Annotated in this window: 13 protein-coding genes and 1 tRNA gene; 1 reads left to right on the top strand and 13 read right to left on the bottom strand. The window is 68.2% G+C overall.

Translation table 11 applies throughout. From position 1 onward, the window contains the following. Nucleotides 1–106 precede the first annotated feature (106 nt). The 10 genes from ACSYDW_RS07585 to argS all read right to left on the bottom strand — a co-directional run bounded on the left by ACSYDW_RS07585 (nucleotide 107) and on the right by argS (nucleotide 12975). A complete protein-coding gene (locus ACSYDW_RS07585) occupies nucleotides 107–1225 on the bottom strand; it encodes an MraY family glycosyltransferase (RefSeq protein ID WP_438338119.1) in 1119 nt (372 codons plus the stop codon). Continuing rightward, nucleotides 1222–1980, bottom strand: a complete 759-nt coding sequence (locus ACSYDW_RS07580; RefSeq protein ID WP_438338118.1) for an L-threonylcarbamoyladenylate synthase — start codon at nucleotides 1978–1980, stop codon at nucleotides 1222–1224. The genes ACSYDW_RS07585 and ACSYDW_RS07580 overlap by 4 nt, the downstream gene beginning before the upstream one ends. 30 nt (nucleotides 1981–2010) lie before the next feature. Continuing rightward, entirely contained in the window at nucleotides 2011–2880 is an 870-nt protein-coding gene (gene prmC / locus ACSYDW_RS07575) for a peptide chain release factor N(5)-glutamine methyltransferase (RefSeq protein ID WP_438338117.1), read from the bottom strand. 6 nt (nucleotides 2881–2886) lie between these two features. Then, a complete protein-coding gene (gene prfA / locus ACSYDW_RS07570; protein ID WP_438338116.1) occupies nucleotides 2887–3969 on the bottom strand; it encodes a peptide chain release factor 1 in 1083 nt (360 codons plus the stop codon). Between the two features lie 133 nt (nucleotides 3970–4102). Further along, nucleotides 4103–6223, bottom strand: coding sequence for a transcription termination factor Rho (gene rho / locus ACSYDW_RS07565; protein WP_438338115.1), 2121 nt, complete (start codon nucleotides 6221–6223; stop codon nucleotides 4103–4105). A 325-nt stretch (nucleotides 6224–6548) separates the two neighbouring features. Beyond that, nucleotides 6549–7484 (bottom strand): homoserine kinase, encoded by a 936-nt coding sequence (thrB, locus tag ACSYDW_RS07560; RefSeq protein WP_438338114.1) that lies wholly within the window; start codon nucleotides 7482–7484, stop codon nucleotides 6549–6551. 29 nt (nucleotides 7485–7513) lie between these two features. Further along, complete coding sequence (gene thrC / locus ACSYDW_RS07555; protein ID WP_438338113.1) at nucleotides 7514–8614, bottom strand: threonine synthase; 1101 nt, start codon at nucleotides 8612–8614, stop codon at nucleotides 7514–7516. Continuing rightward, complete coding sequence (locus ACSYDW_RS07550) at nucleotides 8615–9901, bottom strand: homoserine dehydrogenase (protein WP_438338112.1); 1287 nt, start codon at nucleotides 9899–9901, stop codon at nucleotides 8615–8617. Between the two features lie 8 nt (nucleotides 9902–9909). After that, entirely contained in the window at nucleotides 9910–11331 is a 1422-nt protein-coding gene (gene lysA / locus ACSYDW_RS07545) for a diaminopimelate decarboxylase (protein ID WP_438338111.1), read from the bottom strand. A gap of 3 nt (nucleotides 11332–11334) precedes the next feature. Then, nucleotides 11335–12975 (bottom strand): arginine--tRNA ligase, encoded by a 1641-nt coding sequence (argS, locus tag ACSYDW_RS07540; RefSeq protein ID WP_438338110.1) that lies wholly within the window; start codon nucleotides 12973–12975, stop codon nucleotides 11335–11337. A gap of 201 nt (nucleotides 12976–13176) precedes the next feature. Between argS and ACSYDW_RS07535 the strand changes: the two genes are divergently transcribed. Then, nucleotides 13177–13252: transfer RNA gene (locus ACSYDW_RS07535), tRNA-Arg, on the top strand. Between the two features lie 76 nt (nucleotides 13253–13328). Here the strand turns inward: ACSYDW_RS07535 and ACSYDW_RS07530 are convergent. From ACSYDW_RS07530 to ACSYDW_RS07520, 3 genes are all read right to left on the bottom strand, one after another. Then, nucleotides 13329–14180, bottom strand: coding sequence for a slipin family protein (locus tag ACSYDW_RS07530; RefSeq protein ID WP_438338109.1), 852 nt, complete (start codon nucleotides 14178–14180; stop codon nucleotides 13329–13331). Between the two features lie 342 nt (nucleotides 14181–14522). Continuing rightward, nucleotides 14523–15200 carry a response regulator gene (locus ACSYDW_RS07525; protein WP_438338108.1) on the bottom strand — a complete coding sequence of 226 codons (678 nt, stop codon included), beginning with the start codon at nucleotides 15198–15200 and terminating at the stop codon, nucleotides 14523–14525. Beyond that, nucleotides 15185–16495 (bottom strand): sensor histidine kinase, encoded by a 1311-nt coding sequence (locus tag ACSYDW_RS07520; RefSeq protein ID WP_438338107.1) that lies wholly within the window; start codon nucleotides 16493–16495, stop codon nucleotides 15185–15187. Before ACSYDW_RS07520 ends, ACSYDW_RS07525 begins: the two co-directional genes overlap by 16 nt. Nucleotides 16496–16657 lie beyond the last annotated feature (162 nt).

Raw genomic sequence — 16657 nt, 5'->3', positions numbered from 1 at the left:
AGGAGTCTGGCGGGGATTGGCCCCCACTGGAAGCCTCATTGAATTCTACACGAGATAGAAGGGCGGCTCGACCCGCGGAAGCCCTTGGGCCCGGGCGCCGCACGGGCTACTTGGCGCGGGCGGCCTTGCGCTGGGTGTAGGCGTGCCGGATCATCGGCCACCATGTGGCGAACCCCACAGAAATCAGCGCCGCAACATAGATGGGCACCACGATCTTGCGGTTGCCCAGCGAAAACGCCATGACGCCCGAGGCACACAGAGCGGCCCACAGGTACATGAGGATGACGGTGGTCTGCTCGCTGTGGCCGCCCTTGACCATGCGGTGGTGCATGTGGCCCTGGTCGGCGTGGAACGGCGATTGCCCGCGGGACATCCGCCGAATGACCGAAAGCCCCAGGTCCAGCAGCGGGAGCATGACCACCGCGGCGGGAAGGATGACAGGCATGTAGGCCGGGACGTTGCGGAAGCGGAAGGCGTCCTCCCCCAGCACGTCGCCGGTGACGGCTATGGAGGAAACGGCTAGCAGCAGGCCGATGGCCAGAACGCCGCTCTCCCCCATGAAGATGGATGCGGGGTTGAAGTTGTGCGGCAGGAACCCGAGTGCGGCACCCAGCAGGATGGCGCACAGCAGTGCCGAGAAGTTCGAGTAGTCCTCGGCACTGACCCGGGTTGCCAGGTAGTAGCTGTAGACGAAGAACGTCGCGGCTCCGATGGCCGAGACACCGGCGGCCAGCCCGTCGAGTCCGTCCATGAAGTTGATGGCATTCATGATCAGGACGATCAGGATGACTGTGACCGCCACCTGCACGGCCTTGGATTCGAAGTTCACCGAGCCGATCGGCAGGGCCTTGATGACGATGCCGTGGCCGGCGATGATCAGGCCGATGGAGGTCTGGCCGAGCAGCTTGACCCACCACGGCAGGTCCATCAGGTCGTCCATGACGCCCATGACCAGCACCACGGCCAGCGCCAGCGCCACGCCCTGGATCGGTTCAGGGTTCTTGAACACCCCGGCCAGGAAGGGCAGCCGGCTGGCCATCACCAGGCAGAGGTATATGGCACCGATGATCGCCACGCCGCCGAGCTTGGGCGTCGGGCGCTTGTGCATGTCGCGCGTGCGCACCGAATCCTCGGGGAGGAACCGGGTGCCGACGGCCCGCATGAGCGGTGTCAGCACATATGAGGTTATGAATGCGACCCCGATCAGCAGGAGATAAGTTCTCATGAGTCGGTGGCCGGCTCCGATGCCCCGCGGGCTTCTCCGTCGGATCCGGAGCCCGGCGATCCTGCCGCCTCCGCGGCCGTGGCGGTAGCCGTGGGCTCCTCGCCCAGGCCCAGCAGCCCGGGGACCACCACGCGCAGGGCGTCAAGGCCCAGGGCACCCTCGCGAACCACGCGCGGCGGGTTCAGCGTGCAGTCCACGATGGTGGAGCTCAGGGCCTCGCCGGCAACGGGCCGGCGCCCGGCCTCGAGATAGACCTCGACGGATTCGCCGAGCTGCTCGAAGGCCTCGGCCGCGGTTGCCGCGGCCTGCATGCCGGTGCGGTTGGCCGAGGACACGGCCAGCGGGCCGGTGACGGCGAGCAGGTCGCGGGCAACCTCGTCGTCCGGCACGCGCAGCGCCACGGTGCCGCGGGTCTCCCCCAGGTCCCAGGTCAGCGACGGCTGCGCCTGCAGGATCAGGGTGAGCGCGCCGGGCCAGAACTCCTCGGCCAGGGCACGGGCGTCGGCCGGCACGTCGACGGCGAGCCCGTCCATGGTCTGGATTGCGGGCATCAGCACCGGCGGCGGCATGTTCCGCCCGCGGCCCTTGGCCGCCAGCAGGGTGGCAACCGCCTGGGCGGAGAACGCGTCGGCGGCGATGCCGTAGACGGTGTCCGTAGGCATCACAATGCAGCGCTGCTCGGAGAGCGCGGCCTGTGCCGCTGCCAATCCGGCATCCCGCTGCTGGCCATCTAGGGCGTCAAAACGTGAAGTCACGCTGTCCATTCTTCCATGTGTAGGGTCCTGCTATCGGCGGATTCCGCTGGTTGAGCGGTCCCTGCCCGTCAAATCCCGGTGCGTGCGCACCTCTGTCCAGTCGCCCGTCCCTTCCAGGAGGGCCGCCATCTGCGGCGCCTGAACCTCGGCATGTTCCATCACGAACAGGCCGCCGGGGCGCAGCAGGCGTGCGGCAGTGCGCTCCGCGGCTCGGGGCATGACCATTCCATCCGCTCCGCCGCCGTAGAGCGCCATCTGCGGGTCGTGGTCTCGGGCCTCGGGCTCGCGGGGAACGGCGTTGGCCGGGATGTACGGCGGGTTGGAGACCACCACGTCGCAGCCGCCGTCCAGCTCCGCGAAGGCGTCGCGCATGTCCCCGTGGACCAGGTGCACGCCCAGCGGCGCCAGGTTGCGGCGGGCGTAGGGGAAGGCAAGGTCCGAGAGCTCCACCGCGTGCACCTCGGCACCGGGCAGCTCGTGCGCCAGCGACCCGGCGATGGCGCCGGAGCCCGTGCCCAGGTCCACCAGCCGCGGCGCCTGGAGCGTCCGGGCGAAGTCGATGGCGATCTGCACCACCGTCTCGGTTTCCGGCCGTGGAACGAACACCCCGGGGCCCACCTCGAGCTCCAGGTACCTGAAGTAGGCGACGCCGGTGAGGTGCTGCAGGGGTTCGCGGGTGGCCCGGCGGGCCACCAGGCCGGCGAAGGCCACGTCGTCCGCCGCGGAGAACGACTCCCCCATCATCTGCAGGCTCTTGAGCCGCCCGCGGCTGGTGTTCAGCACGTGGGCGGCCAGCAGCTCGGCGTCCACCGCGGGCGAGGGGACGCCGGCAGCGGCCAGCGTCGCCGTGGCCGCGGCCAGCACCTCGGCCAGGGGTTGGCCGAAACACTTCTCGGACATGGCAGCCTAGTCCTTGTCCCCGCCGATGGCGTCAAGACGCTGCTGCTCGTCCATTTCGATGCAGGAGTTGATCACCGGATCCAGGTCGCCGTTCATGACGGCGTCGAGGTTGTAGGCCTTGTACCCGGTGCGGTGGTCGGCGATGCGGTTTTCCGGGTAGTTGTAGGTGCGGATGCGCTCGGAGCGGTCCATGGTGCGCACCTGCGACTTGCGGATGTCCGAGTTCTCCGCGTCGATGATCGCCTGGTGGTGCGCGAGGATGCGCGAACGCAGCACGCGCATTCCGGCCTCGCGGTTCTGCAGCTGCGACTTCTCGTTCTGCATGGCCACCACGATGCCCGTGGGGATGTGGGTGATGCGGACCGCGGAGTCGGTGGTGTTGACCGACTGGCCGCCCGGGCCCGAGGCACGGTAGACGTCGATCTTCAGGTCGTTCGCGTGGATCTCGACCTCCTCGGGCTCGTCGACCTCGGGCAGCACCAGCACGCCGGCTGCCGAGGTGTGGATGCGGCCCTGGGACTCGGTCTGCGGCACGCGCTGCACGCGGTGCACACCGCCCTCGAACTTCAGGTGTGCGTACACGCCCTCCGCCGGGTCGTTCGACTTGCCCTTGATGGCGACCTGGGCGTCCTTGTAGCCGCCGAGGTCCGACTCGTTGAAGGAGATCATCTCGGTCTTCCAGCCGCGGGACTCCGCGTAGCGGGTGTACATGCGCAGCAGGTCTGCGGCGAACAGCGCCGCCTCGTCGCCGCCTTCGCCGCCCTTGACCTCGAGGATGACATCGCGCGCGTCGTTGGGGTCGCGCGGGATCAGCAGACGGCGGAGCTTTTCCTCGGCTTCGGGCAGCTCGGCCTCGAGCTGTGCGACTTCCTCGGCGAAGTCCGGGTCCTCGTCGGCCATCTCGCGGGCGGCGTCGAGGTCCTCGGTCATCTGCTTCCAGCGCTTGTGCGCCTCGACGATGCCGTTGAGCTCCGCGGAGCGGCGGCCGAGCTTGCGGGCCAGGGACTGGTCCTGGTAAACGGCGGGATCCGAGAGCTGGGCCTGCAGGGCTGCGTGCTCATCGAGTAGTCCCTTGACGGACTCAAACATGGGTTTCAACTTCTTTCACGACGACTGGTTCCAGTGTAAGGAACAACGAGGGGGAATGCGGTGTTAACGACCGACGCCCGGTCCGCCGGGCCCGCCGGGAGGCGGGCACGGCAAAACCGGGCGTGTGGCGTAGCTAGGCGTCGTTCTTGGAACCCAGCGTGGTCTTGTTGATGAGCATCAGGAACTCGGCGTTGGACGAGGTCTCGCGGATCTTGCCCGTGAGGGTTTCCAGTGCCTGCTGCGTGTCGAGGCCCGAGAGCACGCGGCGCAGGCGCCACATGATGCGAACCTCGTCCGGGGAGAGCAGGTTCTCCTCGCGGCGGGTGCCGGACTCGTTGACGTCGACGGCCGGGAAGATGCGCTTGTCCGCGAGCTTGCGGGACAGGCGCAGTTCCATGTTGCCGGTGCCCTTGAATTCCTCGAAGATGACCTCGTCCATCTTGGAACCGGTCTCCACGAGTGCGGTGGCCAGGATGGTCAGCGAGCCGCCGTTCTCGATGTTGCGTGCGGCACCGAAGAAGCGCTTGGGCGGGTACAGGGCCGAGGAATCCACGCCGCCGGAAAGGATGCGTCCGGAGGCAGGTGCGGCAAGGTTGTAGGCACGGCCCAGGCGGGTCATCGAGTCCAGCAGGACCACGACGTCCATGCCCATTTCCACCAGGCGCTTGGCGCGCTCGATGGCGAGCTCGGCGACGGTGGTGTGGTCGTCGGCCGGGCGGTCGAAGGTCGAGGCAATGACCTCGCCCTTGACGGTGCGCTGCATGTCCGTGACTTCTTCGGGACGCTCGTCGACCAGGACCATCATGAGGTGGACCTCGGGGTTGTTGATGGTGATGGCGTTGGCGATCGACTGCAGGATCAGGGTCTTGCCGGCCTTCGGGGGCGAGACGATCAGGCCGCGCTGGCCCTTGCCGATCGGTGCCACGAGGTCGATGACGCGCGGGCCGACGAGCTTCGGGTCGGTCTCCAGGCGCAGGCGGTCCGTCGGGTAGAGCGGGGTCAGCTTGGAGAACTCGACGCGGTTGGCGTTCTCCTCCGGGGTCTTGCCGTTGATGGCCGTCAGCTTCACCAGGGCGTTGAACTTGGCACGCGTGTTGGCGTTCTCGTTCTCGCGCGGGGCGCGGATGGCGCCGACGACGGCGTCGCCCTTGCGCAGGTTGTACTTCTTGACCTGGTTCAGGGTCACGTAGACGTCGTTCGGGCCGGCCAGGTAGCCGGTGGTGCGGATGAACGCGTAGTTGTCCAGCACGTCCAGGATGCCGGCGACGGGCAGCAGCACGTCGTTCTCGTTCATCTCGGTGTCGTCGACATCCGGCTGGTTGCGGTTGCGGCGGTTGCGCGAGTTGCGGTCGTTGCGGTCATTGCGATCGCCACGGTCGTTGCCGCCGCGTTCGTTGCGGTCGCGGTTGCGCTCGCGGTTGCGCTCGTTGCGTTCGCGGTTGCGCTCACGGCGGTTGGCGTTGCGGTCCTCGCCGGACTCGCGGACGCGTTCCTCGGACTTCTCGGCCGGCTTCTCGGTGGCCTTGTCCTCGGCCGCGGGGGCCTCGGTGGCTTCGGCCTGCTCGGCGTTGTTGTCGCGGCGGTTGCGGTTGCGGTCGCGGCGGTTGCGGTTGCGGTCCTGGCGCTCGGTCCGCTCCGGGCGGGACTCGGCGGCCTCTGCGGCATCGCCCTGCTCGGTGGCTGCGGCGGGTGCCGCCTCGGCGGACTCGGCAGCCTTGTCGGCGGCGGGTGCGCTCGGTGCGGATTCAGCACGGCGGTTGCGCGAGTTGCGGCGCGGTGCGCGCTCCTCGGCGGCCGGGGCTTCCGGCGCCTCGGTGGTTTCTGCGGCGGCTGCCGGGGCCGTGACGGTTCCCGTGGATTCGGCACGGCGGCTGCGGCCGCGGCGCGGGGCGCGCTCCTCGGCTGCGGGGGCCTCGGCTGCCTCGGCCGGGGCCTCGGTCTTGGCTTCGGCCGGGGCCTTGGCGGTGCGTCGGGTGGCGGCCTTGGCCGGTGCCTTTGCCTCGGTCTTGGCTTCGGCTGCGGCCTCCGCCTTCGGTTCGGCCTTCGCCTTGGCATCGCGGTCGGCCACGGAGCCGCCGCGCTGGTGGTTGGAGATCGCGGTGACAAGATCGCTCTTGCGCATCCGGGATCCGCCGGTGATCCCCAGCTGGGACGCAAGCGCCTGCAATTGTGCAAGCTTCAGGCCGGCAAGTCCGCCACCCTTGGATGCGTTGTTTTCTTCCACGCCTGCATTCAGGCTGGTGGTTTCGGTCACGAAGGTTCCTTCCCCCTCGTCGGGCGGATCGCATCAGAGAGATCCGCAACGTTTGACTGCCCTCTGCCCGCTTCAGATGCGGGAAAGGTTGAACCGTGCATGGACCCGTGAGGGCCAATACCTCGGTCGATCGTGCGTGGGACACACCATGGGACTGGACGCCCACCAAGGACGATGGATCCGGTCGGATGATGTGAGGGTGCTTGCGCGCCTTGCTAAAAGTGGTTTGGCGGCGGCCGGGCGCCGCGAGTGGCGGCGATCGACGGCTGCACAAAACACAGCCAACCGTTCCCGTGATCTGGAACGGTTCCTTTAGAGACTTGTGCTAAAGCAGTTCTACTCTAACACCGCTTTGCGGCACAGACGGAATCTGGACACGCCAGGACGTTTCGCGGTGCTCCGCGGCGTGGGCGGCAATGACCTGCGCAACCCGGTCCGCCTCGGCCTGCCCGGCACAGAGCACCAGCACCGTCGGACCCGCACCGGAAACGACGGCCGCATGCCCCAGGGAACGCAGGTGGGCGATCAGCTCGGCGCTCGGGGCCATGGCGGGAGCGCGGAAGGACTGGTGCAGGAAGTCCTCCGTGCCGCGCAGCAGTGCCGCCGGCTCGTGGGCCAGCGCGTGGATCAGCAGCCCCACGCGCCCGCTGTTCGCCGCGGCGACGGCGTGCGGAACACTCTGCGGCAACAGGCCGCGGGCCGCGTGCGTGGACAGCTCGACGTCCGGGATCGCGATCACGGGGACTATCGATTCGTGCAGCACCCCGTTGAGGGTGCCGAAGCCCTCGCCGTCGACCCAGGACAGCGTGAGTCCGCCGAAGACGGCGGGGGCAACGTTGTCCGGGTGGCCTTCCCAGCGCGCGGAGGCCTGGAAGATCTCCTCCAGGCCCTCCTGCGCGTCGGCGGGAAGAAGCGCGTTGGCGGCGGCCAGCGCGCTGACCATGGCGGCGGCGCTGGAGCCCATGCCACGGCCGTGGGGAATGCGGTTTGTCGCCTCCAGGCGCAGGCCGCAGGCCTCGTAGCCGAGCTCGGCCCAGCGTTCCAGGATGGTCTTGGCGATCAAGTGCGTTTCGTCGGTGGGCAGCGTCTCGGCGCCCTCCCCCGTCACCGAGACCTCGACCCCGGGCTCCTCGAGCGTGCGGACCACCAGCGTGTCGAACACCGACAGCGCCATGCCCAACACGTCGAAGCCCGGCCCCAGGTTGGCCGTCGTGGCCGGCACGTGGACGGCAATTGCCTGTCCGGCCTGTATCTGCGCCATGCTGCGTTTATTCCCTTGGTGTATCGCGGTTAGGCAAGGCCGAGCGCGCCGGCAACGGCCACGACGTCGAAGGCGACCTTGGTGGGTGCCACCTCCGAGCCGTCCTCGGTCTGCAGGGCCCAGTTCGGGTCCTTCAGGCCGTGGCCGGTCACGGTGATCACGATGGTCTTGCCCTCCGGGACGTTCCCCGCTGCCTGGTGCTTGATCAGGCCGGCAACGCCAGCGGCGGAGCCGGGCTCCACGAAGACGCCCTCGCGGGAGGAGAGCCAGCGGTGCGCGGCGAGGATTTCCTCATCGGTCACCGAGTCGATGATGCCGCCGGACTCGTCGCGTGCGTCCTCCGCCTGCTTCCAGGATGCGGGGTTGCCGATGCGGATGGCGGTGGCGATGGTCTCCGGCTCGGTGACCGGGTGGCCCAGCACGATCGGCGCGGCGCCGGCTGCCTGGAAGCCCCACATGATCGGGGTCTTGGTGGACACCGGGGCGAGCACGTCTCCGGCCGGGTTGGTGTACTCGGAGGAGTACTCCTTGTAGCCCTTCCAGTAGGCGGTGATGTTGCCCGCGTTGCCCACCGGCAGCACGTGGTAGTCAGGTGCGTCGCCCAGGTAGTCGACGACCTCGAAGGCGCCGGTCTTCTGGCCCTCGATGCGGGCCGGGTTCACGGAGTTGACCAGGAACACGGGGTAGTTTTCGCTCAGCTTGCGGGCGACCTCGAGGCAGTTGTCGAAGTTGCCGTCGATCTGGATGATGTCGGCGCCGTGCGCGATGGCCTGGGACATCTTGCCCAGCGAGATCTTTCCTTCCGGAACCAGCACGGCGCACTTCAGGCCGGCCTGGGTCGCGTAGGCCGCGGCGGAGGCGGAGGTGTTGCCGGTTGAGGCGCAGACAACGGCCTTGGCGCCTGCCGCAACGGCGGCGGTCATGGCCATGGTCATGCCGCGGTCCTTGAAGGAACCTGTCGGGTTCATGCCCTCGACCTTCAGGTAGACCGTCGAACCCGTCAGTTCGCTCAGGGCCGGGGCGAACACCAGGGGTGTTCCGCCCTCACCGAGGGTGACGACCTTGGTGTTTTCGTCAACGGGCAGGCGGTCGGCGTATTCGCGGATGACTCCGCGCCACTGGTGGGCCACTTAGTTTCCTTCAACTCGCAGGACAGAGATTACTTCTTGGACGGCAGGCAGTTCCGCGACTGCCGCAACGGTGGCGGAGAGCGCGGATTCGGTGGAGCGGTGGGTGACGATGCGCAGCTCGGCCACCTCGGGTGCCGCTTCCGGGTTCGCGGTCTGGCGCAGCGCCTCGATGGAGACGCCGTGCGTGGCGAAGATCGAGGCGATCGAGGCGAGCACGCCCGGCTCGTCGGAGACACGCAGGCCGATGGCGTAGCTGGTGGCCGCCTGGGCGAAGTCCATGACCTGCACGGACTGCTGGGCGGAGATGGCCGGCAGCGGACCGCCGGAGACGACGCGGCGTGCCACCGCGACGGTGTCGCCGAGCACTGCGGAGGCGGTCGGCGAGCCACCGGCTCCGCGTCCGTAGAACATGAGTTCGCCGGCGTTTTCCGCCTCGACGAAGACCGCGTTGAACGCGCCGTGCACGGCGGCCAGCGGGTGGGTGCGGCGCAGCAGCGTCGGGTGCACGCGCACGCCGATGCCGTTCTCGCCGCGTTCGGCGATGGCCAGCAGCTTGATGACCATGCCGGCTTCCTTGGCCGCCGCCACGTCGTCGGCGGTGATCTTCGAGATGCCCTCGCAGTACACGTTCTCCAGCGCGAAGTCGGTGTGGAAGGAGAGCGAGGCGAGGATCGCGGCCTTGGCGGCGGCGTCGTGCCCCTCGACGTCGGCCGTCGGGTCGGCCTCGGCGTAGCCCAGTGCCTGGGCCTCGGCGAGCACGTCGGCGAACTGCGCGCCGGTGGTGTCCATCGCGTCGAGGATGAAGTTGGTGGTGCCGTTGACGATGCCCATGACCTTGGTGATCCTGTCGCCGGAGAGCGAGTCGGAGATCGGCCGCAGGATCGGGATGGCGCCGGCGACGGCCGCCTCGTAGCGCAGCTGGGCGTCGTTGGCGAAGGCCAGGGCGCTCAGCTCGGCGCCGCGGGCCGCCAGCAGTGCCTTGTTGCCGGTGATGACCGAGGCGCCGCGTTCCAGCGCGCGGCCGATCAGCTCGCCGGCAGGCTCGAGGCCGCCGAGCAGCTCGATCACGATGTCGGCGTCGTCGACCAGGGCGGCCGAGTCGGTGGTGAACAGCCCGGCGGGGATGCCGGCGGCGCGCGGGGTTGCTACATTGCGTACTGCAATGCCCGTCAGTTCGAGCTTTGCCCCTGCGCGGTCGGCAAGGACCGGCGCGTCTTCCAGCAGGATGCGTGCCACCTGGGCCCCCACGTTGCCGCAGCCAAGCAGGGCCACCTTCAGTGTCTTCACGGTTCTAACTATGCTCCCAAGTCGCGGGCCAACAGATCGGCTTCGGTTTCCCTGCGGATGATGGCGCGGGCGGCGCCGTCCCTCACCGCAACAACGGCCGGGCGGCCCAGGTAGTTGTAGTTGCTGGCCAAGGCCCAGCAGTAGGCCCCGGTTCCCGGTACGGCGAGCAGATCGCCGGCGGCAACATCCTCGGGCAGGTAAACGTCCCTTACGACTATGTCACCGGACTCGCAGTGTTTGCCAACCACGCGGGAAATAATCGGTTCACTTGCCGTCACACGGGAGGCGAGCACCGCCGTGTAGTCGGCGTCGTAGAGCACCGGGCGGGCGTTGTCGCTCATGCCGCCGTCCACCGAAACATAGCGGCGCGGCACCAGCGTGCCGTCCGCGGTTTCCACCTGGACGGACTTGCGCACGCCTGCCTCGTAGAGGGTGAAGGTGGAGGTCCCGGCGATGGCGCGGCCCGGTTCGATGGAGATGCGCGGCACGGCGATGCCCAGTTCCGCGGCGGTCTGGCCCACGACCGTGGCCATGGCCGCGGCGAGGGTGGCCGGGGAGCTGGGGGTGTCCACCTCGGTGTAGGCGATGCCGTAGCCGCCGCCCAGGTCGAGTTCCGGGAGCTCCACGCCGTGGACCTCCTTGATCCCGGCCAGGAAACCGAGCAGCTTCTGCGCGGCCAGGGCGAAGCCCTCCGCCTCGAAGATCTGCGAGCCGATGTGGGCGTGCAGGCCCAACAGGTTCAGCTCCGGCCGCCCCAGCGCGAAGGCGACGGCCTCGGCTGCCGGGGAAAGGTCGCCACCCACGGGGATCATCGAGAGGCCGAACTTCTGGTCCTCGTGCGCGGTGGCGATGAACTCGTGGGTGCTGGCGTGCACGCCGGGGGTCAGCCGTAGCATGACGTTGGCGCGCAACCCGGTTTCCCGGGCCAGCACCGCGACGCGCTCGAGCTCGTCGAGCGAGTCCACGACGATGCGCCCGAGGCCGGCCTCCAGTGCCGTGCGGATCTCGGCGACGGACTTGTTGTTCCCGTGCAGCGAGAGGTTCCCCGCCGGCACGCCGGCCACGCGGGCCACGGCCATTTCCCCGCCGGAGCAGGTGTCCAGGCGCAGGCCCTCGGCGGTGACCCAGCGGGCCACCTCGGTGCTCAGGAACGCCTTGCCGGCGTAGTAGACGTCAACGCCGCCGCACAGGTCCTCGAAGGCGGCGTCGAACGCCTGCTTGAAGCCACGGGCGCGGGCACGGAAGTCGTCCTCGTCAAGCACGAAGAGCGGGGTGCCGAACTCGGCTGCCAGGGCCGAGACAGGCAGGCCCTGGATGGCCAGCTCCCCGCCCCCGGTGCGGGCCACTCCCGCGGCCCACTCGATGGGGCGCAGGGCGTTGGCGTCCCCGGGGTAGGACAGCCACTGGGGTGCGAGCGGGGAGATGGCCATGGGTTACATCTTCTCCGGTGCCGAAACGCCCAGCAGGTCAAGGCCGTTGGCCAGGACCTGGGTGGTGGCGTCGTTCAGCCACAGGCGGGTGCGGTGGATCGCCTCGACGGGCTCGTCGCCGATCGGGGTGACGCGGCAGGCGGCGTACCAGGAGTGGTAGGCGCCGGCCAGCAGCTCGATGTGGCGGGCCACGCGGTGCGGTTCGCGGTGCGTGGCGGCCTGGGCGACAACGGACGGGAACTGGCCGAGCGCTGCCAGCAGGTCGTTCTCCGTCTCGTGGGTCAGCAGCGCGGCGTCGAAGTCGCTGCGCGAGACACCCTTCTCCGCGGCGTTGCGCGCGGCTGCGGCGGAGCGCGCGTGGGCGTACTGGACGTAGAACACCGGGTTGTCGTTGGTGTTCTTCTTCAGCTGCTCCGGGTCGATCGTCATCGGCGAGTCGGCCGGGTAGCGGCCCAGCGAGTAGCGCAGGGCGTCGGAGCCGAGCCAGTTGATCAGGTCGCGCAGCTCGATGATGTTGCCGGCGCGCTTGGACAGGCGGGCGCCGTTCACGGAGATCAGCTGGCCGATCAGCACCTCGATGTTGACCTTCGGGTCGTCGCCGGCGGCGGCCGCGATGGCCTTCAGGCGGTTGACGTAGCCGTGGTGGTCCGCGCCAAGCAGGTAGATCTTCTCGCTGAAGCCGCGGTCCTTCTTGGAGAGGTAGTAGGCGGCGTCGGCGGCGAAGTAGGTGGGCTCGCCGTTGGCGCGGATCAGCACGCGGTCCTTGTCGTCGCCGAAGTCCGTGGTGCGCAGCCAGACGGCGCCGTCGGTGTCGTCGATGTGGCCCTGTTCGCGCAGGCGCGCCACGGCGTCCTCGACGGCTCCCCCGGCGTGCAGCTCCTCCTCGGAGAAGAACACGTCGAACTCGACGCCGAAGTCGTTGAGCGTCTCCTTGATGTCTGCCATCTGGGCCTGGTAGGCGGCGTGGCGGATCACGGGCAGGGCCGCGGCCTCGGTGAGTTCGCGGATGTCCGGGTGCTCGGAAAGCACGGCGTGGGCCAGCTCCTGGATGTATTCGCCCGGGTAGCCCCCCTCAGGCACCGGCAGGCCGTGCAGGCGGTTGTAGACGGAGCGGGCAAAGATGTTCATCTGGTTGCCGGCGTCGTTGATGTAGTACTCGGAGGTCACCGTGGCTCCGCTGGCCTTGAGCACACGGGCGATCGAGTCGCCCAGCGCGGCCCAGCGGGTGTGCCCGATGTGCAGCGGACCCGTCGGGTTGGCGGAGACGAACTCCATGTTGATGTTGTGGCCAACCAGGGCCTCGTTGGTGCCGTAGGCGGCGCCGGCCTCGACGATGGTCTTGGCTAGCTCGCCGGCGGCACCCGCCTCGAGCGTGATGTTCAGGAAGCCCGGGCCGGCGATGTCGACCTTGGCGACGCCGTCGGCCTCGGCCAGGCGACCGGCAAGGACCTGGGCGAAGTCGCGCGGGTTCATCCCGGCCTTCTTGCCCAGCTGCAGGGCGATGTTGGTGGCCCAATCGCCGTGCTCGCGACTCTTCGGTCGCTCCACACGCACAATCTCGGGTACTTCAACGGAAATCTGGCCGGCGGCGACGGCGTCGCGGAGGCAAGCGGAAATGGCTGTGGAGAGTTCTTCAGGAGTCACCCCTCAAGGATAACCGGGGCCGAACGGCTCCACCGACGTTGTGACGCCGCGACGTCGCACACATCAGGCGGGCTTTTGCGCCAGTCCCCCGCCGCACCGGGCACCGATTTGTGATTCGGCACTTCACACCTGCTAAGCTCTTTTACGTTCCCCGCCGGAAATGGTTGGTTCGCCGAGAAATCGGCAGACGCCCTCCGGCACGCCCTCGTAGCTCAGGGGATAGAGCGTCCGCCTCCGGAGCGGAAGGTCGAAGGTTCGAATCCTTTCGAGGGCACCACCGAAGAACCCCTTGCTTCACCGCAGCAATGCGCGAGGCAAGGGGTTCTTTTTTGCCCGGAAACGGGCCAGGCACGCTAGGCAGCCAGGTGGCTGCCCTCCGCGTCGCCGGGGAGCCCGGCACGTGCCGCCCGCGACGCCGCCGCTGCACGGTTCGCCGAGACGTTTTCACGGGCCAGGAAGGTGCCCAGTTCGCTGATGGTGCTCATCAGCGGGGCGGGGAAAACCACCGTCGAATTCTTGTCGACACCGAGCTCCACGAGAGTCTGCAGGTTCCGCAGTTGCAGGGCCAGCGGGTGGGCCATCATGGTGTCCGACGCGTCGCCCAGGGCCGCCGCGGCCAGGGACTCGCCCTGGGCGGCGATGATCTTGGCCCGCTTCTCGCGTTCGGCCTCGGCCTGCCGCGCCATGGCGCGCTTCATGCTCTCCGGGAGCTGGATGTCCTTGAGCTCGACGAGCGTCACTTCCACACCCCACTCAAGGGTCGCCACGTCGAGGATTTCGCGGATCCCGGAGTTGATGACGTCGGTTTCGGCAAGCGTCTCGTCCAGGGTGTGTTGGCCGACCACCTTGCGCAGCGTGGTCTGGGCGATCTGGTCGATGGCGGCGTGGACGTTTTCGATGGCCACCACCGACTTCACCGCGTCGACAACGCGGAAGTAGGCGACCGCCGAGATGTCGACGCTGACGTTGTCGCGGGTGATGATCCCCTGCGACTGGATGGGAAGCGTGATGATCCGCAGGGAGACCTTCGTCAGCCTGTCGATGACCGGGATGATGAGCACCAGGCCCGGCGGCCGTGCACCGTTGACGCGCCCCAGCCGGAAGACGACGCCCTTTTCGTACTGCTTGACCACGTGGATGGCCAGCACGGCAAGGATGACCGCCAGGAGGGCGATGAGAACGTAGATGACGATGGCGGTGAACATGGCCTGTCCTTGGAGGCGCGGCCGGGTTTTGCTGAAGCGGAACGCTCGCGCAGGCCGGGCAACGGCCGATCCACCCGGTGCGTCGTGACGGTTCCTGCGACGTGCGCATTCCCGTCAACCCCAAGGTAGCCCCTGGTGGATCCCCGGTGGAGGGTCGAAAGGCCCGGGACACGGGTTAAAAGGCAACCCCCGCGGTGACGGCGAATCTCCACGGGGGTCTAACCGCAACAACCCTCGAGAAAAAGCGTTTTGGCTGACTCGAACTCTACAGCCATTGCCCGGGATCCCCGCATCCTGGACACGTGATGCTCGCTACAGCCCCGGCACTTCGGCTGGCACCGGTCAGCGCCGGATCCCGTTTTCGTAGGCGTACACGACGATCTGCACCCTGTCGCGCAACTCGAGCTTGCGCAGGATCGCCCCGATGTGGGTCTTGACCGTCGACTCGCTCAGGAACAACCGCGCCGAGATCTCCTGGTTCGCCAGGCCGAGGGCCACGGCATCGAAGACTTCTTTTTCGCGCTCGGTGAGTTCGTCGAAAAGTTCCGGGACCTCTGGGGCCGGGGCCGGTTCGGCCTCCAGCAGGGCGGCGAGGTTCTGCGGGGCGATCACCGCGTTCCCGGCATGCACGGCACGGATCGACTCGCACACGAATTCCGGGGTGCTGTCCTTCAGCAGGAACCCGCTGGCTCCATGGCGGACGGCCGTTGCGGCGTGCTGGTCCCAGTCGAAGGTGGTGAGCATGATGACCTTGGGGGTCTTTTCGAACCGGCCCGCGGTGTCGGAGAAGATCTTGCGGGTTGCCTCGACCCCGCCCATGGGTGACATCTGCACGTCCATGAGCACCACGTCCGGCCGGTGCCTGGTGATGGCTTCGAGCGCCTCGGTCCCGTCTGCGGCCTGGCCCACCACCTCCATGTCCTGCTGCGCACCGACGATGATGGCCAGTCCGGAGCGGAAGAGCTGCTGGTCATCAACCAAGACAACAGTGATCGTTTGGTCGTTCAACGGCTTGTCCATTCATTGTTCAGCGGAAAGGTTGCGGCGATCGTGAAGATGCCGGGGGCATCACCGACGCCTTCCTCGGTGTCGATGCTCAGCGTCCCGGCGACGGAGGCAATCCGCTCGCGCATGCCTCCGAGGCCGGTTCCGCTGCGCGGCTTGGGTTCGGAGGCCTCGAAGTAGTTTGCCACGCTGAGCGTGTAGCTCGTGGCGCCCCAGTAGTGGCGGACGCAGATCGGCGTCGATTCCGTCCCGTGGTGCAGGGCGTTGGCCAGCATCTCCTGGATGATGCGCCTGACCACCGGGAGCAAGCCTGCCGGCAGCGGCACCGGCTCCCCCAGTGTTTCCTCGGCGACCTGGTAGCCGGTGGCCCGGACGTTGTCCAGGATCGCAGAGACGTCCGAGGTCCGTGGCGGCAGGAGCCCGAGTTGCGCGGTTTTCAGGACCGCGCTGCCGGGGCCTCCCTTCTCGGGCACCCCGGATTCGGCTGTTTGCGACAACACGTGTCGGACCTCGCCGAGGGAACGCCGGGCCGCATCCGCGATGGTTCCGGTGGTTTCCCGGATCTTGGCAACGTCGGAATCCGGGATGAAACGGATGGCGTCCGCCTGGGCGATGATCACCGCCAGCGAATGGCCCACGACGTCGTGCACGTCCCTGGCCAGGGCCGCGTTCTCGGCCCTGAGCCGGGCGAGTTCCAGGGCGTTGTCCGCTTCTTCACGCGCCTGGGCCGTGTACATCTCGGCCGATTGCTTGCCGGCGAAGAGCCTGATCATCAGCCCGAGCAGCCACGGCAGGGCCATCATCGACGCGGTTGCCACGAACACCGCAATCACCTGGTTGTTGCTGGGCCACTGGTTGTATTCCACGGCGCGCACCACCGGGCCCACCAGCCATGAATCGATGCGGATCATGTAGAGCGTGCCCAGGGCAGATCCGAGGATGATCGACAGCCCCGAGAGCGCCACCCACAGGCGGCTGCCATGGCGGGCCACCATGCCCACCACGTAGAGGGTGGCCACCTGGCTGAGGAGGATGTCGAACCTGCTGTTGACCTGCAGCAGTGTTGAAAGCCAAATCAGCGATATCGCCAGCCCGGGCATGGCCCGCGCGCAGGCCACCGCGAGCGCGGCAACCCCGATGAACACCACCGCATCGGCGGGAATGGACTGGGCATTGCGCCAGGAACCCGGCCAGCCGAGGAAGTACTCGTGGACAAGGACCACCACGGACACGAAGACCACGGCGACTATTGCATCCGGCTGCCAACGGATCCAGGACCGCGCAGACCCGGCGCGCACGCTCGGCCTCACGCGCGGCCTCTGGCTTCCGGATCCGCCGGCACTGCGGGGACACGGCGTGGAAGCACGCCGATGGCGCGACAAACGTGGATCTGCATACTCCAACGTTAGGCGTAATTCCCTCCGGGCGTTATCCACCGGAAGTGCAGTGGCTGTCATCCCTGGGTACCATGC

It is taken from the genome of Paeniglutamicibacter selenitireducens, assembly GCF_051550675.1.
GTDB lineage: Bacteria > Actinomycetota > Actinomycetes > Actinomycetales > Micrococcaceae > Paeniglutamicibacter.
The sequence above is the reverse complement of the archived record's forward strand: the minus strand, read 5'-3'. Positions and strand labels throughout refer to the sequence as shown.

Excerpts from the sequence above, each read along its gene's own strand:
- ACSYDW_RS07585 (WP_438338119.1), bottom strand. The coding sequence starts at position 1,225 with ATGAGAACTTATCTCCTGCTGATCGGGGTCGCATTCATAACCTCATAT.
- prmC (WP_438338117.1), bottom strand. The coding sequence starts at position 2,880 with ATGTCCGAGAAGTGTTTCGGCCAACCCCTGGCCGAGGTGCTGGCCGCG.
- prfA (WP_438338116.1), bottom strand. The coding sequence starts at position 3,969 with ATGTTTGAGTCCGTCAAGGGACTACTCGATGAGCACGCAGCCCTGCAG.
- thrB (WP_438338114.1), bottom strand. The coding sequence starts at position 7,484 with ATGGCGCAGATACAGGCCGGACAGGCAATTGCCGTCCACGTGCCGGCC.
- lysA (WP_438338111.1), bottom strand. The coding sequence starts at position 11,331 with ATGGCCATCTCCCCGCTCGCACCCCAGTGGCTGTCCTACCCCGGGGAC.
- ACSYDW_RS07530 (WP_438338109.1), bottom strand. The coding sequence starts at position 14,180 with ATGTTCACCGCCATCGTCATCTACGTTCTCATCGCCCTCCTGGCGGTC.
- ACSYDW_RS07525 (WP_438338108.1), bottom strand. The coding sequence starts at position 15,200 with ATGGACAAGCCGTTGAACGACCAAACGATCACTGTTGTCTTGGTTGAT.